21 protein-coding genes are annotated in these 21,185 nt (G+C 73.7%); 9 read left to right on the plus strand and 12 right to left on the minus strand.

Translation table 11 applies throughout. The features are described 5' to 3' along the window. Positions 1–72 precede the first annotated feature (72 nt). A complete protein-coding gene (locus JOD51_RS14185) occupies positions 73–768 on the plus strand; it encodes a metal-dependent transcriptional regulator (RefSeq protein ID WP_204609590.1) in 696 nt (231 codons plus the stop codon). 25 nt (positions 769–793) lie between these two features. Here JOD51_RS14185 and JOD51_RS14190 read toward each other — a convergent pair whose 3' ends face one another. After that, the gene (locus JOD51_RS14190) at positions 794–1,438 is read right to left on the minus strand and encodes a HEAT repeat domain-containing protein (RefSeq protein WP_204609592.1); all 645 of its coding nucleotides are present in this window, start codon (positions 1,436–1,438) and stop codon (positions 794–796) included. Positions 1,439–1,529: 91 nt separating this feature from the next. Between JOD51_RS14190 and JOD51_RS14195 the strand changes: the two genes are divergently transcribed. Then, entirely contained in the window at positions 1,530–2,483 is a 954-nt protein-coding gene (locus tag JOD51_RS14195) for an aldo/keto reductase (RefSeq protein ID WP_204609594.1), read from the plus strand. A 126-nt stretch (positions 2,484–2,609) separates the two neighbouring features. Here the strand turns inward: JOD51_RS14195 and JOD51_RS14200 are convergent, their stop codons facing one another. Then, positions 2,610–4,664 carry a hypothetical protein gene (locus JOD51_RS14200; RefSeq protein WP_204609597.1) on the minus strand — a complete coding sequence of 685 codons (2,055 nt, stop codon included), beginning with the start codon at positions 4,662–4,664 and terminating at the stop codon, positions 2,610–2,612. After that, complete coding sequence (gene pyrE / locus JOD51_RS14205; protein ID WP_259557415.1) at positions 4,661–5,212, minus strand: orotate phosphoribosyltransferase; 552 nt, start codon at positions 5,210–5,212, stop codon at positions 4,661–4,663. The genes JOD51_RS14200 and pyrE overlap by 4 nt, the downstream gene beginning before the upstream one ends. A 131-nt stretch (positions 5,213–5,343) precedes the next feature. Here pyrE and JOD51_RS14210 point away from each other — a divergent pair, with 131 nt between their 5' ends. Together JOD51_RS14210 and JOD51_RS14215 are read left to right on the plus strand one after the other, a co-directional pair. Continuing rightward, positions 5,344–7,029 (plus strand): hypothetical protein, encoded by a 1,686-nt coding sequence (locus JOD51_RS14210; protein WP_204609601.1) that lies wholly within the window; start codon positions 5,344–5,346, stop codon positions 7,027–7,029. A gap of 142 nt (positions 7,030–7,171) precedes the next feature. Continuing rightward, entirely contained in the window at positions 7,172–8,524 is a 1,353-nt protein-coding gene (locus JOD51_RS14215) for a peptidoglycan DD-metalloendopeptidase family protein (protein WP_204609603.1), read from the plus strand. Here JOD51_RS14215 and JOD51_RS14220 read toward each other — a convergent pair. Genes JOD51_RS14220 through JOD51_RS14245 form a run of 6 tightly spaced genes read right to left on the minus strand, consistent with a single transcriptional unit; the run spans position 8,521 to position 11,597 of the window. Next, entirely contained in the window at positions 8,521–9,363 is an 843-nt protein-coding gene (locus tag JOD51_RS14220; RefSeq protein WP_259557399.1) for an aminoglycoside 3'-phosphotransferase, read from the minus strand. The genes JOD51_RS14215 and JOD51_RS14220 overlap by 4 nt on opposite strands. Positions 9,364–9,366: 3 nt before the next feature. Further along, positions 9,367–9,948, minus strand: coding sequence for a hypothetical protein (locus tag JOD51_RS14225; protein ID WP_204609605.1), 582 nt, complete (start codon positions 9,946–9,948; stop codon positions 9,367–9,369). Then, complete coding sequence (locus tag JOD51_RS14230) at positions 9,945–10,574, minus strand: hypothetical protein (protein WP_204609607.1); 630 nt, start codon at positions 10,572–10,574, stop codon at positions 9,945–9,947. Before JOD51_RS14230 ends, JOD51_RS14225 begins: the two co-directional genes overlap by 4 nt. Positions 10,575–10,609: 35 nt before the next feature. After that, positions 10,610–10,951, minus strand: a complete 342-nt coding sequence (locus JOD51_RS14235) for a hypothetical protein (RefSeq protein WP_204609609.1) — start codon at positions 10,949–10,951, stop codon at positions 10,610–10,612. Beyond that, positions 10,948–11,139 (minus strand): DUF2273 domain-containing protein, encoded by a 192-nt coding sequence (locus JOD51_RS14240; RefSeq protein ID WP_204609611.1) that lies wholly within the window; start codon positions 11,137–11,139, stop codon positions 10,948–10,950. Before JOD51_RS14240 ends, JOD51_RS14235 begins: the two co-directional genes overlap by 4 nt. Further along, a complete protein-coding gene (locus tag JOD51_RS14245; protein WP_204609613.1) occupies positions 11,136–11,597 on the minus strand; it encodes an Asp23/Gls24 family envelope stress response protein in 462 nt (153 codons plus the stop codon). The genes JOD51_RS14240 and JOD51_RS14245 overlap by 4 nt, the downstream gene beginning before the upstream one ends. 123 nt (positions 11,598–11,720) lie before the next feature. Here JOD51_RS14245 and JOD51_RS14250 point away from each other — a divergent pair, with 123 nt between their 5' ends. The 3 genes from JOD51_RS14250 to JOD51_RS14260 all read left to right on the plus strand — a co-directional run bounded on the left by JOD51_RS14250 (position 11,721) and on the right by JOD51_RS14260 (position 16,342). After that, positions 11,721–12,557, plus strand: coding sequence for an exodeoxyribonuclease III (locus JOD51_RS14250; protein ID WP_204609615.1), 837 nt, complete (start codon positions 11,721–11,723; stop codon positions 12,555–12,557). Positions 12,558–12,660: 103 nt separating this feature from the next. Then, a complete protein-coding gene (locus JOD51_RS14255; RefSeq protein WP_204609617.1) occupies positions 12,661–14,520 on the plus strand; it encodes a hypothetical protein in 1,860 nt (619 codons plus the stop codon). 43 nt (positions 14,521–14,563) lie between these two features. Next, positions 14,564–16,342 (plus strand): hypothetical protein, encoded by a 1,779-nt coding sequence (locus JOD51_RS14260; RefSeq protein WP_204609619.1) that lies wholly within the window; start codon positions 14,564–14,566, stop codon positions 16,340–16,342. A gap of 709 nt (positions 16,343–17,051) precedes the next feature. Here the strand turns inward: JOD51_RS14260 and JOD51_RS14265 are convergent. Continuing rightward, complete coding sequence (locus tag JOD51_RS14265) at positions 17,052–17,975, minus strand: AEC family transporter (protein ID WP_204609620.1); 924 nt, start codon at positions 17,973–17,975, stop codon at positions 17,052–17,054. A 61-nt stretch (positions 17,976–18,036) separates the two neighbouring features. On the opposite strand from JOD51_RS14265, the gene JOD51_RS14270 reads away from it, so the two are divergent. Both JOD51_RS14270 and JOD51_RS14275 read left to right on the plus strand, forming a co-directional pair. After that, positions 18,037–18,627 carry a nitroreductase family protein gene (locus JOD51_RS14270; protein WP_204609623.1) on the plus strand — a complete coding sequence of 197 codons (591 nt, stop codon included), beginning with the start codon at positions 18,037–18,039 and terminating at the stop codon, positions 18,625–18,627. A 21-nt stretch (positions 18,628–18,648) separates the two neighbouring features. Next, a complete protein-coding gene (locus JOD51_RS14275) occupies positions 18,649–19,410 on the plus strand; it encodes an HAD-IIB family hydrolase (protein ID WP_204609625.1) in 762 nt (253 codons plus the stop codon). Positions 19,411–19,440: 30 nt separating this feature from the next. Here the strand turns inward: JOD51_RS14275 and JOD51_RS14280 are convergent, their stop codons facing one another. After that, positions 19,441–20,064 carry a phosphoribosylanthranilate isomerase gene (locus JOD51_RS14280; protein WP_204609627.1) on the minus strand — a complete coding sequence of 208 codons (624 nt, stop codon included), beginning with the start codon at positions 20,062–20,064 and terminating at the stop codon, positions 19,441–19,443. A 61-nt stretch (positions 20,065–20,125) separates the two neighbouring features. After that, positions 20,126–21,181, minus strand: coding sequence for a serine/threonine-protein kinase (locus JOD51_RS14285; protein ID WP_204609629.1), 1,056 nt, complete (start codon positions 21,179–21,181; stop codon positions 20,126–20,128). Positions 21,182–21,185: the final 4 nt, after the last annotated feature.

Raw genomic sequence — 21,185 nt, forward strand, 5'->3', positions numbered from 1 at the left:
TCACCCTGACGGTTGTACCAGTGTCGGCCCTCCCGGTGTCGGCCGGAGCGGTCTCGGTCGTACGATTGCCCCATGCGTCTGCCCTCCCTCAGCACCATGGCGGAGGACTACGTCAAGCTCGTCTGGAAGGCCGGCGAGCGCGGCGGCGACGGGGGTCTCGCCACGCGGGACATCGCCGCTGCCCTGCACGTGTCCGCCTCGACCGTGTCCGGCAACCTCCGGAAGCTCGACCGCGACGGGCTCATCGAGCACACGCTGTACCGCGGGGTCGTCCTCACCCCGCTCGGACAGCAGGCCGCGGTCGCGATGGTCCGTCGCCACCGGCTGATCGAGACGTTCCTGGTCGAACGGCTCGGCTACTCGTGGGACGAGGTGCACTCCGAGGCCGAGGCGCTCGAGCACGCGGTGTCGGAGACGTTCCTCGACCGGGTCGACGCCGACCTGGGCCACCCGACGCACGACCCGCACGGCGACCCGATCCCGAGCGCGGACGGTGTCGTGCCGGACTCCCCCGGAGCGCTCCTCGGCACGGTGGACCCGGGCGTCTGCGGGACGGTCGAGCGGGTCTCGGACGACGACCCGGCGCTCCTGCGGTACTTCGACGAACTCGGTGTCGGGCTGGGGACGCACCTGCGGGTCGAGCAGGTGCGGGACTACGCGGGGGTGGTGGCGGTCTCGCGGCGCGACGCCGGCGGGACGGAGGCGATGGTGGACCTCCCGGCCGCCGCCGCGACCGCCATCTGGCTGGCCCCCGACGCACCGCACTGAGCCACCACCCGTCCGCCCGGCCGCATCAGCCCTTCGCGGACCGCGTCCGGCCGAGGGCGACCTCACGCCGCGCCCGTGCGAGGGCCAGCGCGGACCCGGCGTCCGGGTCCTCGAGCAGCCGCGCGGTCTCGGCCGCGTGCTCCCGGACGGCCGCGCTCCGGTGTTCCGCCGCCGCGTCCAGGACCGGCGAGACGACGTCGGCGCCGAGTCCGGCGAGCGCGCGGCTCAGCGCCAGCCGGGTCTCCTCGTCGCCGTGCCCGAGCTGCACCGCGAGGGTCCGTGCCAGCGCGGGCTTCGCGTCCTCCGGGGCGAGCAGCACCGCCGCACGCCAGGCGGTCCGGGTCACGCCGGGGTCGACGTCGCCGAGCAGCCGCGCCACCTGCGGGTACACCGAGCCGTCGCGGATCTTCGACAGGGTGTGCAGCGCCTGGCTGCGCGCCTGCGCCTCGGGACGGTCGAGTTCGTCGAGCAGCCGCGGCACCACCAGGTCGGCCGGCAGGCGCACCAGCGCCCACGTGAGCATCTCCCGCACCTGCAGGTCCGGCTCCACGGCGCACTGCGCCACGAGGAGGTCGAGCTCGTCCACCGAGGGGGTGGTCCCGGCGGCCATCACCGCCCGGAGTCGGACGGCGGGGCGGGGGTCGGTGAGGTACGAGGCGAGCGTCGGCATGGCGCTTCCACCTCACCCCGCGCACCTGAGTGGCAGCCCGGCGCGAGGCATACCGTGGACACGTCCCCCACCGACCTGAAAGGACTGCAGCATGCCCCGCATCGGCTCCAGTGACCTCACCGTCTTCCCCCTCGCCCTCGGCGGCAACGTCTTCGGCTGGACCGCGGACGAGTCCACCTCGCACCGGGTCCTCGACGCCTACACGGGGGCCGGCGGCGACTTCATCGACAGCGCCGACGTCTACTCGGCGTGGGGCGACGGCAACTCCGGCGGCGAGTCCGAGACCGTGATCGGCTCGTGGTTCCGGGCGTCCGGCAAGCGCGACGACGTGACGATCGCCACGAAGGTGTCGCAGCACCCGGCGTTCCCCGGGCTGTCGGCGGACAACGTCGCCAAGGCCGCACGGGCCAGCCTGCAGCGCCTCGGCACCGACCGGATCGACCTGTACTACGCGCACTTCGACGACCAGGACACCCCGCTCGAGGAGACCGTCCGCGCGTTCGACCAGCTCGTCCGCGAGGGTCTGGTCCGCTACACCGCGATCTCGAACTACTCGAACGAGCGCGCCTCGGAGTGGATCCGCATCGCGAAGGAGCACGACCTGGCCGTGCCGGTCGCGATCCAGCCGCACTACAACCTCGTCACCCGCCAGCCCTACGAGTCCGAGATCGCTCCGCTCGCGGCGCGCGAGCACCTGGGCGTCGTGCCGTACTTCGCCCTGGCCGCCGGGTTCCTGACGGGCAAGTACCGGACGAAGCAGGACTTCGCCGGCAAGGACCGCGAGGGCCAGGTGTCCGGCTACTTCTCCGACCAGGGCCTCGCCGTCGTCGACGCCCTGTCCGAGATCGCGTCGGCGCACTCCGCCGAGATCGCCTCGGTCGCTCTCGCCTGGCTGCAGGCGCAGCCGGACGTCGTCGCCCCGATCGCCTCGGCGCGGAACACCGAGCAGCTGCCGGCGCTCCTCGCCTCGGCCGAGCTCGACCTCAGCGCCGAGGAGCTGCAGACGCTCACCGACGTGTCGGCAGCGGTCCCCGCGTCGGCCTGACCGGGCTGCGGTCGCGGATCGCGACCGGCTGACGGACGGGAGGCTCCCCACCAGCTGGTGGGGAGCCTCCCGTCCGTCACGCGGTGCGTCGGCGACCGGTGGATCGTACCCGGTCGCTGGCCGCGGTCAGCCGACCGTGCCCGGCGGCTCGACCGAGAGCGCGGCGGCCGGGCTGCTCGACGGGGACGCCGGCTGGTCGTCGATGGAGTTGCCGCGGATCCACGAGGTGATGAGGAGCACGAGGAGCAGCAGCAGCACGATGATCGCGATCGAGCCGTAGACCAGGAGCTGCTTGCCGCGGCGGCCCTCGTTCTGCAGGCGGGCGAAGCCCTCGTTGATGAAGTTGTCGCGGTCGGCGGCACTCGCTCCGGAGGCCTCGGCGGGCGGCTGGGGTCGGGCGACGGCGGGCATCATCCGGGTGCTGGTGTCCTCCGGCCGGGCGGCGTCGGCGTCGCGGAGCTGCTGGATCGCCTCGGTGCCGAACAGGTCCTTGATGACGCCGGTGTCGCTCGTCTCGCGGCCCTGCCACTCGGACTGGTCGATGTCCTCCGGAGCCAGGCCACGCGGGGCCGGGGCGTCGAGGCGGTCGGCGGGGTCGGGTGTCGGCGACTGCCAGTCCGGGGTCGGCCAGGCGGGATCGGGGTGCGTGCTGTGGTCCTGGCCCTGGCGCGGGGCGGACGATGCCGGCCACGGGGCCTGCCGTCCGGGCTCGACCAGGGGCGGGACGGCGGTGCGGGGGTCGTCGGCGTCGGCGTCCTCGGCTTCCCACCACGGCACCGCGGGTGTCGGCAGCACCGAGTTCGGCAGGACCGAGGGCGGCGGGACGGCGGCGGCGGAGCGCGGCGAGAACGCGGCGGTCGGGGCCGCGCCGCGGTCGTCGTCCGTCAGGTCGTCGTCCGTCAGGTCCTCGTCGTCGGCCAGGTCGTCGTCAGCCAGGTCGTCGTCGGTCGCGGCGTCGTGGGCGCTGTCGACGGGGACCACGACGTCGACGTCGCCCGGGAAGACCTCGCCGGTGCGGGCCGCGTCGTCGCTGAGGGACCAGCTCGACCCGGAGGGCGTGGTCCGCTCGTCGGCACGGTCGTGCTCCGGGACGGCGTCCGCGCCACGGTCGGCCAGGGCAGGTGCGGCAGGTGCGGCCGGCGGGACAGGCGCTGCGGGCGGTGCGGACACGGCAGGGGCTGCCGGCTCGACGGGCGGCGGCGCTGCCGGCTCGACGGGCGGCGCTGCCGCCTCGACGGGCGACGCTGCCGGCTCGACGGGCGGTTCGGCGCCGAGGCCGGTACCGGTCGCCCAGGACTCCGCGGCCACCAGGTTCGTGTCGAACGCGTCGCCGGTCAAGGTCGTCGGGACCTCGCCGGTCTGGTCGTCGAGCAGGGACCAGTCGAGCGGCCGGTCGGCCCGGGGAGCGGCGTCGACGTCGTCGCCCAGGCGCAGGAGTTCGGTGAAGGTCGGCGGCTCGGACGTCGGCGGCAGCGCGTCCTGCACTCCGAGCGGCTGCGCGTCCGGACCACCGCGGAACGACGGCGGCACGGGCGCGGACTGCACGGACTCGGGCGGCAGCGGCGTCGCGGCGGGACGGGCACGGCCGAGCCAGTCCACGTCGTCCCGACCGACACCGTCGGGGTCGGTGCGGCGGCGCTCGTCCTCGATCGCCTGGGCCTCGGCGGCGCGGAGGTCACGGTCGGTGCGCGCGGTGGGCAGCGTGATCGAGCGGGGGTCCGGCGCGTTCGACACCGGCGGCACGGCGGCGGGCGGCGGGACACGACCGGCGACACCACCCGGCAGCGCGAGCTCCTCGGGCATCGAGATCGCCTGGGTCGCCGCGGGGTCGGGCGCAGCAGCGGGCTCGTCGGGCTGCGGCACGTCGTCGGGCTGCGGCACGTCGTCGTGGTGCTCGTGGTCCGCCTGCGGGGCCGAGGCGGGCACGGACGCGGGGGCCGTGAACGGCTCGGGCTCCGGCTGTCCCGCCTGCCGGGCGATCCGTTCGGCCTCCCGACGCTCGCGGCGCGACGGCCACTCCTCTTCCGTGATCGGCGCACCGAAGATGTCCGCCGCACTGCGGAGACCCGGGAACGGAGCGTCCGGATCGGGACCGCGCCGAGCCTCCTGTCCGTCGCCCCCGTCTTCGGGTGCGACCGACCGGTCGGACTCGTCGTGTCCCTCCGGACGCTCCTCGGTCACGCGGACAGCCCCAGGTCAGCCAGTCCGATCGCCGCCAGGTACGGGTACCCGGCAGCCTCGATCTTCTCCTTGGCGCCGGTGTCCCGGTCGACGACGACAGCGACGGCGACGACGACGGCGCCCTCGCGCTCGAGTGCCTCGGCGGCCTTGAGCGGCGACCCGCCGGTGGTCGAGGTGTCCTCGAGGACGATGACGCGCTTGCCGCGGACGTCCGGTCCCTCGACCTGCCGGCCGCGGCCGTGGTCCTTGGGCTCCTTGCGGACGACGAACGCGTCGTACGAACCGCCACGCGCTGCGGACTGGTGCAGCACGGCACTCGCGATCGGGTCGGCGCCCATCGTCAGCCCACCGACGGCGTCGACGTCCGGGACGCTCGCGATGAGGTCGGTCATGACCTGACCGATCAGGGGCGCGACGCGGTGGTCGAGGCTCACCTTGCGGAGGTCGATGTAGTAGGAGGCCTGCTTCCCGCTGGTCAGCGTGAAGTCGCCGTGGAAGACCGCATCGGCCTTGATGTGCTCGATCAACTGCTCGCGCGCGTGGGTCACGAGGGTCAAGGGTAGCGGCGACCGCCGTTCCACGCTCATCCGGGCACCCTGCGCGCGCATCCGTGCACGCCGTACGATCGTCCGGGCGCACCGTCCGGGTGCTCCGATGCCGACGCCGGTACGCTCCGGTCATGCCCCTCGCCCGCGCGCGGGACGGCGTCCGACCGATCGAGGCCGGCGACCGCCGCCCCCGATCCGCCCTCGTCCGGGCGGTCGCGCACGAGGCACTGGGAGCGGTCCTCGCCCTGGCCCTCGCGGTCGTGGCGCTGCGGCACTTGCTCGCCACCGCCCGCGTGACGCTGCTCTGGTACGACGGGGACTCGGTGCTCCTGCCGCTCGTCGCACGGTCGATCGCGCTCGGGCAGCCGTTCGAGTGGGCGATGTCCCCCGCGCTGTTCTTCTTCCCCGAGCTGCCGGTCTACCTGGCGACCGCGGCCGTGACGACGACTCCACAGCAGGCGCTGGCACTGAACGGCGTCCTGGTGCTGCTCGCCGTGTACGCGCTGGTGCGGGCTGCCGCGAACGAGCTCATGCCGTCGGCCGCCCGTCCGGCCCGCGTCGCCGTCTCGGTGATCGCCGTCGTCCTGCTGACGATGCTCGTGCTGACGGAGTCCTCGGCGACCGCGACCTCGCTCGAACTGGCCTCGCTGCTCCTCACCACGACCTACTACTACGGCGCGGTGCTCGCGATGCTCGGGACCGCCGTCCTGGTGCTCCGGACGGTGCGCACCGGGCGGGCCTCGGTCCCCGTCCTCGTGACGCTCGGCCTCGTGGCGGCGCTGAGCACGGCCTCCAACCCGCTGTTCGTGCCCTGGTCGGCCGCACCGGTCGTCGTCACGCTGGCGTTGCTCGCAGTCGCCCGCCGCGTGCCCTGGCTCCCGGCGGCCCGGGTGGCGGCGACGCTCGCAGGCGGCGCCGTCGTCGGGTACCTGCTGCGGATCCCGCTGCGGCCGTTCGTCTCGCTCGATCCCTCGACCTACGTGCACCCGGAGCAGGCCGGGGCGACCGCGGCGTTCTTCGCGTCGCTCACCGACGACCGGGCGGCGTCGGCGGCCGGGGACGCCGGGCTGCTGCTCATGCTGCTCGGGGTGCTGCTCAGCGCGGGCGGGACGGTCTGGGCGTGGCGGGCGCGGGCCTCCCGGACGGTGCTCGTGGCGACCGCGCTGCCGCTCGTGACGATCGTGGCGGTCTCGGTCGGGGTCGTCGTCGCCGGGTCGCAGACGCCGCGCTACCTCGAGCCGGTCGTCGCGATGCCGCTGCTCGCCGTGGTCGCCGTCTGCGAACTCACCCGCACCGCGGTCCGACGCACGCGGGTGCACCGTCCGGTGCGCGGGCTCCGGACCGCACTGGCCGTCGCTGCCGCCGCGGTGCTCGTCCTCGGCGTCGCCGTGACCCCGGGCACCGTCGGTGCCGTGGCGGCGGCGCGGTACACGCCGGTCAGCTGCCTGGACCGCTGGGTCGACGCGCAGCGGAGCGACGGGCGCGACCCGGTCGGCGTCGGACAGTTCTGGACCGTGCGTCCGCTCGCGGCCTACGCCGAGCAGGACGTCCGGCTGCTGCAGGTCCGCGACTCGTTCGACACCTACCCGTGGCTCGTCGACCTCGGCGCCTACCGCGACGCCCGGCCGGACTACGTCGTGATCGGGTCCGGGGACGTCTGGACGACCCCGGTCGAGGACTCGCTCGGACGCCCGGCGACCATCACGCACTGCACCGGGTACGACGTCTACGACTACGCGGGCACCCGGGGCGCCGAGGTGCTGCGGCAGCGGGTCGTGGGATCGGCCGAGCAGATCCTGCACGACCGGGGGTTCTGAGCTCGGCGCTCTGAGCCCGGGGTCCTGCGCCGCACCTGAGCCGGGGTACCGGCCCTCCACAGGCCGACCCGCGCGACCGAGTCCTCCACAGCGGAGCGTCGCCGCAGGGTTCCACCTGTGTGGATGTATAGGCTCCGTTCCGATGTCTCGCTCCGTGGTCTCCGCTCACCGTCCCCGCTCCGCCTCGCCGGGCCGCCGACGCCTGCTCGCCACCGCGCTCGCGATCGTCGGCCTGGTCGGCTCGCTGGTCCTCGACGCACCGGTGGCGCAGGCAGCCTCGTACCCGTCGTGGGACGACGTCGTCGCGGCCCGGGGCAAGGAGTCCGCGAAGCAGTCGCAGATCGTCGAGATCCGCGGCATCATCGCGGGCTTGGCAGCAGAGGCCGACGCCGCCAGGGCCGAGGCCGAGCGGCTGGGCGAGGCGTTCCAGGAGGCCCAGCGTGACGCCCTCCGTGCCGCCGAGAAGGAACAGGCGCTCCGCGACGACGCCGAGGAGCACGCCGAGATCGCCGAGGCCAGCGCCGCGCAGGCCGGCCGGTTCGCCGCGCAGATGGCCCGTTCCGGCGGCGCCGACGTCACCACCAGCGTGATCACCGGCGGCGAGGACTCCCGTGACCTGCTCTACGACCTCGGTGCACTGAGCAAGCTGTCGGAGCAGGCCGAACGCGTCGAGACCGCGGCCACCACCGACGCCTCCGTCGCCCGCTCCCTCACCGCCCAGGCCGACCGAGCAGCACTGAAGCTCGCGGACCTGGCCCAGGCCGCGCAGGACCGGATGGGCGAAGCGCAGGCCGCCTCCGACCGGGCGCAGGCCGCCACCGACGAGCAAGAGGGCAACAAGTCCCGACTCGAAGCGCAGCTCACCTCCCTGACGTCCGGTCGGGCCACGACCGAGGCCCAGTTCGAGAAGGGCGAGCGGATCCGCAAGGCGGAGGAAGAGCGCAAGCGCAAGGCGCTCGAGGCCGAGATCGCCCGTCAGCTCCGCGCCCAGCAGGCCGCGGCGGCCGCGAACCAGGGCGGCGGTGGCAGTGCGCCGTCCGCTGGCGGCGGCGGCGGCGGCGGGGCTCCCGTCGGCTCAGGTTCCGGGTCCGGCTGGGTCCGCCCGGCCGGCGGCTGGATCACCAGCGGCTACGGCGTCCGAGTGAACCCGTACACGGGTGCGGTCGCGATGCACGACGGCCTCGACCTCGGCAGCGCCTGCTCCAGCCCGATCGTCGCCGCGTCCGCCGGCACGGTCGAGTACGTCGGCCGGTACGGCGGGTACGGCAACTACGTCCGCATCGACCACGGCGGTGGCGTCAAGACCGCGTACGGCCACATCGTCGACGGCGGCTTCCGGGTCTCCCCCGGACAGCAGGTCGGCGCGGGCACCCTCGTTGCGCTCGTCGGGTCGACCGGCAACTCGACCGGCTGCCACCTGCACTTCGAGACGCACGTCGGCGGCGGCACCGTGAACCCGGTCGGGTTCATGGCCGCGCGCGGAGTCGGCTTCTAGGGCCGCTCCGCTCCGGCGTCACTCCCGTGCCGGGAGGCCCCTCCCGCACCACGCGGGTCGTCGACGTCGTCGACGTCCAGCTCCCACATCAGGCGGTACCAGGCCGTCCGGTCCCGGTCCTGCGGGAGTCCGTAGGCCTCGTGGAACAGGTCGTCCCAGCCGGGGCCGTGGTTCCACCCGAGGCTCATCGACGCCACCGCCAGGTCGGCCCAGCGGTCCGCGACCCCGAGGGCGCCGAGGTCCACGTGCCCGACCCATCGGCCGTCGTCGCCGATCAGGGTGTTCGGGGTGCAGGCGTCGCCGTGGCAGACGACCAGCTGGTCGGTCTCCGGCCGCGGTCCCATCGCGTCGACGGCGTGCCCGGCTGCCCGCGCACGGTCCAGCCGTTCACCGGTGGACCAGACGAACGGGCAGGACGCCACGGGCAGGGTCTCGTGCATCGCCCGGAGCCCTTCGCCGACCGCGATGACCGCCGTCCGCGGCTCGTCGTGCCACCGCGGGTCGACCGCGCTCCACCCCACCACGGGTCGGGTGACCATCCAGGCGCCGGACTCGTCCGCTCCGTGCTCGACGACCTCGGGCACGGTGAGCCACCGGCCCGCCCACTGCAGGCGGGCGACCTCGGCGGCGACCCAGGGCGCGTAGTGCGGCGGGACCCACTTCACGTACCCGTCCGCACGGTCGGGTGCCGGTCCCATACGGAACGTCTTCCCGCCCGCCGAGTTGACCCACACCGGCTCGAGACTCCGACCGGCGGCGAGTTCGGCCACGGCGTCCGGGACGGTCACCGGCTCGTCCGGCTGCCCGCCGCGGCCGATCAGGTCGCCGCTCGGCGCCACGGCTCAGCGCACCCGGTCGGGACGGGACGATCCGCCGCGGACGATCCGGAGCAGCACCGGCAGGCGCTGGCCGAGCAGCGTGTCGAGGTCGTGGACGACGTCCTCGACGCGGTCGACGACCTCCCGGGGTGGTGCGCCGCGGCGGGTGCGGAGGACGATCCGGACCGCGGTGCGGCGACGGACGCGGCGGACGTCCACCGCCAGGGACGCGACCTGCGGCAGCGGCGAGATCGCTGCGGAGATCGCGTGTTCGACCGCCGCGGCGTCGATCCGCACCTGGCCGGGCAGTCCGCCGTCGGGCCCGTCGTCCTCGAGGACGGTGTCGGTGCGGCCACCCCCGATCGAGCCGAGGACGAGCAGCGCCAGGATGCCGAGGACGACGGCCCCGCCGAGCGCCCACCACCACGCGGACGTGTCGGCAGCACCCGAGCGGAGACCGCCGAGCGTCCGGTCCGCGGCGGTGTGCCAGAGCTCCGCGGCGGCCGGCAGTGTCTGCACCAGCACGACGGCGGCACCGAGCGCCAGGAACACCAGCCCGACCAGCACCAGGACGATCCGACCGAGGGCGCGGTTCGTGCCGTTCATCCGTCGATCCGCCCCGTCGAGCGCACCCGCACGCGAGCGGTCAGCAGCGGGACGGCGTCGACGGCCGCGAGTTCACGCTCGACGGCCTCGGTGGCGGCGACCGCGGCGACGTCCACGCCGGAGGCCGGCAGGAGGACGACGTCGAGCGTGCGGCGGCCGACGGACCCGACGGCCGCGTCCGGGGCCAGACGGGTGACCGAGCGGGCCGCACGGGCCGCGGCGGAGGCCAGGACCTCGTCGTCGACCACGACGCCGAGTCGGGCGGAGCGGACCGCGTGCCGGGGCCGACGCGCTGGCAGCACCCCGTGCAGCAGGAACCAGAGACCGACGAGGGCGATCGCGGCACCGACGACGACGACCACAGCGTCGACCAGGCCCGCGGGGGCGCGGACGGCGGCGTCCACGACGCTGCGCGGGTCGATGCCGGCGATGCGCTCGTCGAGCAGGGCAACGACCGACGCGGTCCCCACGGCCGCGGCGACCACCAGGAGCAGGACCATCGCGACGACGACGGAGGGGGTCCGGGACGCCGAGGTCTCGCGGCGGACGATGCGGCGCAGGAAGCGGTCGGCGTCTGCCGGTGGGGCCTTCGTGACGGGCTCTGACCCGGGCGCGGCACTGCTCACGTCGCTCGTGCCCGCCGGACGCGTGTCTGCCGGACTCACCGGACCCTCCGCGGCACGTCCAGCACGGTGGACGTGAAGGTCACCGAGACGCGCTCGACCTTCCGCCCGGTGATCGTCCGGAGGCGCTCGGCGATGGTGGTGCGCGCCCGGTGCGCCGTCGCGAGGACGGGCTCGTCGAGCACCGCGTGCGAGCCGAGCGCCGGAACCGTGAGCGGGCTGGTGACCTCGACCGCCAGCGCACCGCGACCGTCGTCGACGACCCGGGCACGGACCTCCCGGAGGGGTGCACGGAGCGCCTCGGCGGCGACGGCCTGCGCGGTGTGGACGAGGGCGGGGGTCGCGATCCGGTCGGTGCCGGGCAGCGCGGCTGCGCTCACGAGGAACTCCGACGTCCGCGGAGCACGTCGAGCAGACGGCGGACGTCGAGGTCGCCGCTGACGATGCGGCCGACCAGGCCGCCGAGCGCGATGGCGACGGCCACGACGACGAACGCCCAGAAGCCCAGCGTCAGGGCGACGACGGCCAGGACCGCCCCGACGGCCATGCCGACGACGGTGCTGCTCACCGGACGCGCGTCTCGGGGGTGACGACGGGGGCGTCGAGCGCGGGGATGTCGACGTCGACGATGGCGATGTTGACCTCGGTGACCTGCAGCCCGACCAGGTCGGTGACGGCGTCGGTGACGGCCTGGCGGACGCCCGCGGCGACCTCCTGCATCGGCATCGGGTAGGCGACGACGAGGGTCAGGTCCACGGCGGCCTGGGTCTCACCGACCTCGACGCGGACCCCCTGCCCGAGGTCGCTCGAGCCGATGGCGTCGCGGATGGCGCCGAAGGCCCGCGCGGTGTTGCCGCCGAGGGCGACCACGCCGGGGACGTCGCGGGCTGCGATGCCGGCGACCTTCGCGACGACCGCGTCGTCGATGACCGTGCGCCCCTTCGCGGTGACCTGGGTGGTGGTGCTGCCGGTCGTGGAGCCGGTGGGGGTACCGTCCACGCGGTCGGAGTTCGCCGTCGTTGCCATGAGTGCCTCCTGTGGTGCTGGTCGGATGTGCGTCCAGGGAACACCCTGCCACCGCAGCGCGCCCGTGGACAGGGGGCGGGCCTCCCGGGCGGGTGGTCGGCCGCTCCCGGTAGGTTCGATCCCATGCGCGTCGCGACCTGGAACGTCAACTCCGTCCGCACCCGAGTCGGCCGGGTCGTCGACTGGTTGGTGCGCGAGGACGTCGACGTCCTCGGCATGCAGGAGATCAAGTGCAAGCCCGAACAGTTCCCGGTCGAGGCCTTCGAGGCCGCCGGCTACACGGTCGAGGCGCACGGCCTGAACCAGTGGAACGGCGTCGCGTTCGCCAGCCGTCTGCCGATGGCGGACGTCACCCGTGACTTCCCCGGCCAGCCCGGCTTCCTCAAGGGGCAGGAGGGTCCGGACCTGCCCGTCGAGGCCCGCGCCATCGGTGTCACGGTCGAGGGGGTCCGCCTCTGGAGCCTGTACGTCCCGAACGGCCGCGAGCTCGGCGACCCGCACTACACGTACAAGCTCGACTGGCTGGCGCAGCTGGCCGACCGGACCACCGAGTGGCTGCAGGCCGAACCCGACGTGCCCCTCGCGCTGATGGGCGACTGGAACGTGGCGCCCTTCGACGAGGACGTCTGGGACGTGCGGGTCTTCGAGGGCGCGACACACGTCAGCGAACCGGAGCGTGCGGCGTTCCGGGCGTTCGAGGAGCGCGGGCTGCAGGACGTCGTCCGTCCCCTCGTGCCGACCGGCTACACCTACTGGGACTACAAGCAGCTCCGGTTCCCCCGCAACGAGGGCATGCGGATCGACTTCGTGATGGGCTCGCAGGCGTTCGCGGACGTCACCGTGGGGGCCACCATCCACCGTGACGAGCGCAAGGGCGACGCCCCGAGCGACCACGTGCCGGTGTCGGTCGACCTGGACCTCGACACGGTCCTCGACGACGACCGACCGATGATCTTCTGAGGAGAGCACTCCTCGCAATCCCTCACAGTCGATGTATTTTACATTTGACATGAGAGAGTCGTGATCCTGACGAGCAGCACTCCGCTGTTCGGGAAGGACCACAGTGCACATCCGCCCCACCCTCGCCGGTGCCACCGCCCTCGTCGCGGCGATCACCGCCGGCGTGACGATCGCATCCACCGCTGACGCCGCACCCGGCTCGACCCCGGGCGCGGCCGCTGCCTCCGCGGCTGCTCCCTCCGCAGCTGCTGCCCGCTCCGCGGCACCGCACGGGATCATCCCGGAGTACCCGGACCTCCCCGGCTCCTGGACCCGCCTCTCCACCGTCAACGGTGAGTGGGAGACCGACTACGGCCAGGCCTACCCGCTCTGGGTGGTCGCCGATGACGACGACGACATCGACGACGACGTCCCGATCGACCTCAGCGTGCGGTCCAGTCACGACGGCACCCTGACGGTCGTCGGGCACGGGGACCCGTACGACCCGACCGACGACTCCGTGGTCCTGGAGGCCCCGGTCGAGTCCGGCACGAGCGACGTCTCCTTCGCGGTGCCGGACAGCAACTGGGACTACACGATGTACGTGGTCACGGCGGACGACCAGCGGACGAGCCCCGAGCGCTTCACCCTCGCCGTCGGGGGTCAGGACGTGCAGGACCTCGCCGGCACGTACTCGGACGTGGCGGGGAGCACCGACGAGCGCATCACGGTGACCGGGTCGACGTACGCGAACGAGCGGGTCGAGATCGTGACACGCGGCGGCGGACGGTACTCCACCCGCTCCCGGGAGGACGGTCGGTTCGGCATCACCTACTTCGGGTCGACGGAGTGGACGGAGGTCGTCGTCGAGCACAACGGGTGGACGAACCGGGTGCAGGAGGTGCCGTTCGAGCAGGTCGAGCCGGGCGAGGGCGACCCGTCGCTGGTGTGGCCGATCGTGGACCTCGGCGACCTCCGCTCCCTGTTCGGTCTCTTCGTCGGCGGTGCGCCTGGTCGTGAGAACGCGTACCTCACCTCTGCATCCGGTGCGGGTCTCGGATGGCGTCTCGGCCCGGAGGACGTCGCCGGCAACAACGCCGTCGGCTGGTCGATCCCGAACGTCGACGTGTCCGGACCGATCATCCTCGAGGGCAACACCTGCGTCACCGCCGGGGCGGACGGCGCACTGCGGTCCGCGACCTGCATCCGCGACGAGGACGGCGACCCGAGCCAGACCTTCACCGCGGTCCTCCGCGACGGTGACACGCTGCTGCGCCTGGCGTCGGACGAGTCCCGCTACCTGACCCTCGGCGCGGACGGCAGGGTGGTCCTCGGTGACGAAGCCGACGCCGCCGTGCTCGCCTACGTCGACCTGTACGAGTCCTCGTGGTCGGTCGCCGAGCCCGCGCCGTCCGTCGTGGACCGGTCCGTGCGGCTGTCCGGCACCGCGATCCCCGGCGCCCTCGTCACGGTCGACGGCGTCCCCGTGGAGAACGGCACCGGCACCGACACGGGCGGTGCGAAGGGTGCACGTGCCGTCACCGCGGGTGGCTCCTGGAGCACGACGCTGCACGACCTGCCGGTCCGGCAGGACCGCACGTTCGAGGTCCAGCAGCTCATCGACGGCGTCGTCGTCGCCCGGAGCGAGCAGACCGTCCGCCTCGACGCGGGGAACCTGTCGGACGTCACCAGCGCGTTCCGTGACGACGTCACCCTGCCGGCACAGATCACCGGTGCCGCCGAACCGGGCGCGACGATCCAGCTCCTCGACGGCGGGGTACCGGTCGAGGGCGCCACGACGACGGCTGCGAGCGACGGCGACGCACGGGGGTCCTTCGCCCTCGACGTCCCGGCACCGAACGCAGCCGGTGCGCACGAGTTCGCCGTCGTGCAGGTCCTCGGCGGCGCCGCGGTCGGGGCGCCCTCCCAGGTCACCATCGACTACGGCGCGGGCGTCAGCATCGTCGACGTCACCGCCCCTTGACCGCACGACCGCTGCCGTCCCCCTCCCCTCTGAAAGGCCACTCGTGAAGTACCGCCCGTTCCTCCTCGGCACCGCCGTGCTGACCGCCGCGCTCTGCGCCGGTACCGCCACGGCACCGGAGACGGCATCCGCCACCCGCGGAGCCGACGTCGCCAGCGCACGCGGTGTCCACACCGCCGCCACGATCCCCCAGCTCCCCGTCATCCCGGGCAGCAGCACCACGATCACCGCCGTGGACGGTGCCGCGCCCGCGAGCACCGACGGCACCCGACCCCGCTTCGAGGTCGACCGCAACGACGTGACCGCCACGGTCGAGTCCAGCGCCGCCGGCACGCTCACCGTCGTCGACCGCAACGACCCGTGGAACGCCGACGACGACGAGGTGGTCGCCACGACCCCCGTCACCGCCGGCACCACGGACGTCGAGTTCACCGTCGAGGACGGACGCTGGGACGTCGATGCCTTCGTCGTGACCGACGACGACCGGCAGACCAGCCCCGCGGCCGTCACGGTCCGCAAGGCCCTGACCGCGCCGGAGGACGTCACGCTCTGGGACAAGAACCCGTCGATCCGCCAACTGACGGTGATCGGCACGACCTACCCGGGCGCCGACATCCGCGTCGTCGACGCCCGCGGCGACGAGCACCGCACGACCGCACGAGCGGACGGGGCGTTCGGGATCTCCTTCGCCGGGACCTTCCCCCGGGCCACGGTCTCCATCGCGCACAACAACGACGAGGTCACCGTCCAGCCGAAGGGAGGCGGCAAGCCCCCGGTCGGCCCGGCGGACCCGACGCTCGACTGGCCGATCATCGAGCAGAAGGACCTCCGCGGCGGTCGCGCCCTGTTCACGAGCCCCGCGGCCGGCGAGTCCGTGGCGTTGACCCCGGTCCGGACCGGCACGGGGCTCCTGCAGGACATCACCTGGGCGTCGAAGCCGACCGAGCAGGCCACCGCCGAGACGGTGTCGTGGGCGATCCCGAAGGTCGGCGGCACCGCCCAGGTCGTCGTCAACGGCAACCGGTGCGTGCAGCCGAGCAGCAACGCCGCCGCGGACGGACGGGTGATCCTCTCGACCTGCCGCAACGGCGAACGAGCCCAGGAGTTCACCGCCGTCGCACGTGACGGCGGCACCGTCCTGCAGTCCCGGTCGAACCGCGACTGGTACCTCACGCTCGGCGACGACGGCCGTGTCGCCGTGGGCACGTCCGACGACGCGGCGCAGCTGGCCGCAGAGGACGACTACTCCGACTCGTGGTCCGTCGACGAGCCGGTCGCCGACGTCGCCGATCGGAGCATCACGCTCGCCGGCACGAAGATCCCCGGAGCGACCGTGACGATCAACGGTGCGCCGATCGAGGCCGCCACCACGCGCGCCGCCGGTGCCGACGCCACGTGGACGACCACGCTGCGGAACCTGCCCGTCGGGGTCGAGCAGACGCTGGTCATCGAACAGCTCGTCGGCAGCGCGATCGTCGCCCAGGACGCCCGCACAGTCCAGCTCGACGCCGCCGCACTCGCCGACGTCGACCAGCACTTCGACGAGGACGTGACCCGGCCCGCCCAGGTCACCGGCACCGCTGAGCCCGGCGCCACCGTCCAGCTCCTCCGCGACGGCGCACCGGTCGGCACGCCGGTCACCGCGGGCGACGACCGAGCGGGCGGCGCGTTCGCGGTGGACGTCCCCGCCCCGAACGCGGGCGGCGTCCACGAGTACACGGTCGCGCAGCTCCTGGACGGCATCGCCGTCGGCGCGGACCAGTCCGTCAGCCTCGACTACGGTTCCGCCGTCAGCATCGACGGCGCCGAGGGCGGTCGCTGAGCGCAGCCCGCCGCCGCTCACCTCCGCCGACTGGCCACAGATCGTCGCTCCCACCGCCCCAGACCGACACTTCGTGACCACTCGGCGAAAGCCCGACGGCGCATCACGCGGAAGCGCCGCAGCCCGCCGCCGGTCGGGAGGCGCGGGACCACCCCGCCCCGCGCCTCCCGCTTCCCGTCCGCCCGGCCCCCGACACCCCGCTCACCTCCGCCGACCGGCCACAGATCGTCGCTCCGACCACCCCAGACCGACACGTCGTGACCACTCAGCGAAAGCCCGACGGCGCGTCACGCGTCTCCGACGAGTCGGCCGTCGGACGGGAGGCAGGGCCCCGCCCGTGCCTCCCGGCCCCGACACCCCGCTCACCTCCGCCGACCGGTCACAAATCGTCGCTCCCACCGCCCCAGAACGACACATCGTGACCACTCGGCGAAACCCCGACGGCGCGTCACGCCGCGGCGCCGCACCCCGCCGCCGGACGGGAGGCGCGGGACGGGAGGCGCGGGACCACCCCGCCCCGTGCCTCCCGTCCGCCTCGCGCTTGCCGTCCGCCCGGTCCCCCGGCCCCGACACCCCACTCACCTCCGCCGACCGGCCACAAATCGTCGCTCCCACCGCCCCAGAACGACACATCGTGACCACTCGGCGAAAGCCCGACGGCGCGTCACGCGACGCCGGCGCACCCCGCAGCACCCCGCCGCCCACGCCCCTACGGGTGCAGCAGCGCCGCGATCCCCACCAGGACCGGCACCGACCCCACGGTCGTCAGCAGCACCACGTCCCGCGCCACCGGCACCGCCGCCCCGTACCGCTGCGCGTAGTTGAACACGTTCTGCGCCGCCGGCAGCCCGCCCAGCACGGTGAGGACGAACACGTGCTCGGCGTCCAGCCCGAAGGCGTACCGGGCGAGCAGGAACGCGACCGCGGGCATCACCAGGAGCTTCACCCCGCTCGCCAGCAGCACGTCGACCCGGGTGGCGGGGTCCCGCAGGGGTGCGGCGCCGTGCAGGTTCATCCCGAACGACAGCAGCACGACGGGGACCGCGGCGCCGCCGACCAGGGCGAACGGCTCGAGGACCGGGTCGGGGAGCTGCACGCCGGTCACCGAGCAGAGCAGGCCGAGGAGCGAGGCGATGATGAGCGGGTTCGACACCGGCCCGAGCACCCGTCGACGCCAGCCGCCACCGGAGGCCGTGGCCGCGTCGAGGACGGTCAGTGCGATCGGCGCCATCACGACGAGCTGCAGCATGATCACCGGCACCACGGCGGTCGCCTGCCCGAGCACGTAGACGGCGACGGGCAGCCCGATGTTGTTCGCGTTCGAGTACGAGGCGGCGAGCGCTCCGACGGTCGTGGTGGTGAGCGGGCGCCGGAGCACGAGTCCGAACACCAGGGCGGTGCCGGCGGCGACGGACAGCGCGGTGATCGCGGACACGGCGAGCATCGGGGAGAACAGCGTCCGGACGTCGGCCGTGGCGATCGTGTGGAAGAGCAGGCACGGCATGAGGACGAAGAACGCCAGTCGACTCAGCACGAACTGCGCCTGGGGTCCGAGGAGTCCGGAGCGACCGACGCCGTAGCCGGTGACGATGACCGCGGCGATGATCGCGAAGCCGATCAGGACGCCACTCATCCTGCCCATCCTCGCAGGCGCGGACGGAAATAGTGACGTCCGGGCGTGTGTTCCGGCAACCATGACCACGCAGACGACGCTCTCCCGCTCCACGGACTCCAGCCAGCCCCTCGTGCCCCTGCTCGAGGAACGGTGGAGCCCGCGCTCCTACGACGAGACCGCGACGATCTCGGACGCGCAGCTCGACGCCCTCCTCGAAGCCGCTCGCTGGGCGCCGTCCGCCGCCAACACGCAGCCCCGCCGGTTCATCGTCGGCCGCCGCGGTACCGGCACCTTCGACGCGATCCACGCGACCCTGATGGGCTTCAACGGTGCCTGGGCGCACCGCGCCGGCGCGCTCCTGGTCGCGATCGCCGAGCCGGTGACGGCCGACGGTAACGAGCGACGCTGGGCGGAGTACGACCTGGGCCAGTCCGTCGCCGCACTCGCGGTCCAGGCGCACGCCGAGGGTCTGCACCTGCATCAGATGGGCGGCTTCGAGGTCGACGCGGTCCGCGCTGCCTTCGACCTGCCGGAGCACCTCGTCCCGGTGACGGTCACCGCGATCGGTCACGTCGCCGACGCCGCCCAGCTCGACGAGAAGGCCGCCGAGCGTGAGGTCGCTCCGCGCACCCGTCTGCCCCTCGACGAGGTCGTGCTCGTCAAGGAGTAGTCACCTGGCATGATCGAGGGCATGCCTGCACCTCGCCTCGTCGCCTTCGACCTCGACGACACGCTCGCCCCGTCGAAGTCCCCGCTCGATCCGCAGATGCTCGAGACCTTCGCCTCCCTGCTCGAGGTCGTCCCCGTCGCCGTCATCAGCGGCGGGAACTTCCAGCAGTTCGAGCAGCAGCTGGTCACGCCGCTCCGGAAGCGTCCGGGGCTGCGTCTCGAGGACCTGCACCTCATGCCGACGTGCGGCACCCGGTACTACGCGTGGGAGCAGGACTGGACGCTGCAGTACGCCGAGGACCTCACCGAGGACGAGAAGGCGCGTGCCCTCGCCGCGGTCGAGGCGCAGGCGACGGCCGCCGGGTACTGGGAGTCCGAGACGTGGGGCCCGATCCTCGAGGACCGCGGTTCGCAGATCACGTTCTCCGCGCTGGGCCAGTCGGCTCCGGTGGACGTGAAGAAGCGCTGGGACCCGACCGGGGCGAAGAAGGACGACCTGCGCCGCCTGGTGCAGGCCGAGCTGCCCGACCTCGAGGTCCGTTCCGGTGGTTCCACGAGCATCGACATCACCCGCAAGGGCATCGACAAGGCGTACGGCATGCAGCGTCTGGCCGAGCTGACCGGCGTCGCGCTGGCGGACATGCTGTTCGTCGGTGACCGGCTCGACCCGGAGGGCAACGACTACCCGGTCAAGGCGCTCGGCGTGCCCACGCACGCGGTGACGGGCTGGGAGGACACCGACGCGTTCCTCCGGCAGCTCATCCCGACGCTCCGCACCGCCTGACCCACCCGGCCGGGAGGCCCGCCCCACGTCTCAGGGGATGCTGCGGACCGCCTCGACGAACGCCCGGATCGCGCGCACGTCCTTGACCCCGCGCGCCGACTCGACGCCGCTGGAGACGTCGACGCCGTCGGGGTCGAGGCGCTGCACGAGCCCGGCGACGTTCTCGGGCGTCAGGCCGCCGGCGAGGATCCACGCTTCGTCGACGGTGCCGGTCAGGGTCGCCGGGTCGACGAGTTCCCCGCTGCCGGGCACGGCCGCGTCGAGCAGCAGCAGGTCGTGGTCGAACGAGGCGCGCTGTTCCGGCGTCTCGGCCAGGTAGTCCGCGGCGGCGAGGGCGCGGATCGTGAAGAAGCCGGCGTCGCGGGCACGGGCGAAGTCGGACGCCGACTCGCGGCCGTGCAGCTGCACGGTGGTGAGCCCGACGGCGGAGGCGATGCCGACCACCTCGTCGATCGGCTGGGCACGGAAGACCCCGACGGCGTCGGTGCCCTCGGGCAGCCGCTCGACCAGTTCCTTCGCGGTGTCGGCGCTCACCGTGCGGGGGCTGCCCGCGGCGAAGACGAACCCGACGGCGTCCGCACCGGCCTCGACGGCGGCGTCCACCGTCTCCGGCGTGGAGAGGCCGCAGATCTTGATCCAACGCTGGTCGCTCATGCACCCATCCTGCCTGATCGGCCGCGGCGGACCGCATCCACCGCGGAGCCCGTCCGCACGCTCAGTGCAGCGCGCCGACGACGTAGCAGCCGACGCAGGCTGCGGCGACCGCCAGTGCGGTGGCCGAGGCGGCCAGGACGTTCCGCCGGCGCCACCGTCGCACCACGTCGAACGTGCCGCGCCGGGCGTGCCGGTGGGCGGCCCGATGCATGCGGTGTTCCCTGCGGCGGACCTCCCGTTCGGGCCCCAGCGGCACCGGACCGGTGACCTGCGTCGACCCGCCCCGGAGGGCCCGGGCGACCGCGACGGCCGTGGGTCGGCGTGCCGGGTCGCGGGACGTCATCAGGGTGAGGAGCTCCCGCCACTCGGAGGCGACCGAGTCGGGGACGTGCGGGTCGCGTCGGAGCCGCGCGAGGGCCGCCTCGATGACCGTGCCGGAGTACTCCTGGTCGCCGGTCAGTGCCTCGAGCAGCACCAGGCCGAGCGAGTAGACGTCGGTGGCGTAGCTGATCGGTTCGCCGGCGACCTGCTCGGGCGACAGGTAGGCGGCGGTGCCGATGATCGTGCCGTCGTTGGTGAGCCGTGAGCCGTCGACGAAGTGGGCGACGCCGAAGTCGGTGAGCTTGACGGTCCGGACGAACCCGGAGGCGCCCTCGTCGCTCAGCAGGATGTTTGCGGGCTTGACGTCGCGGTGCACGATCCCGCGGGAGTGCACGTAGGCCAGGGCGTCGGCGAGCTGCGCCCCGAGGTCCGCGACCTCGTAGTTGTGCAGCGGCCCCTCGGCCAGGCAGCGGAGCAGCGTCGCGTCGGCGATGAGCTCCATCACGATGTAGCGGTGTGGGCCGTCCTCGAAGTCGTGCGTGCCGGCGTCGTAGAGCGGGATCAGGCCCGGGTGCGAGAGCATGCTGAGCAGGCGGATCTCGCGCTCCTGGCGGACCCGGTCGGCCGTGGTCATGCGCTCCGGCGTCGCGAACATCTTCACGGCGACGGCACGGTAGGTGTGCTCGTCGCGGGCCTCGTACACGGAGCCCATGCCGCCCGTGCCGATCAGCCTGACGAGGCGGTAGCGTCCTGCCAGGACGGTGTCCGCTCGCGCGCTGCCGGTGGCCAAGCTCATGGTG

This window comes from Curtobacterium herbarum (assembly GCF_016907335.1).
Taxonomy (GTDB): domain Bacteria; phylum Actinomycetota; class Actinomycetes; order Actinomycetales; family Microbacteriaceae; genus Curtobacterium; species Curtobacterium herbarum.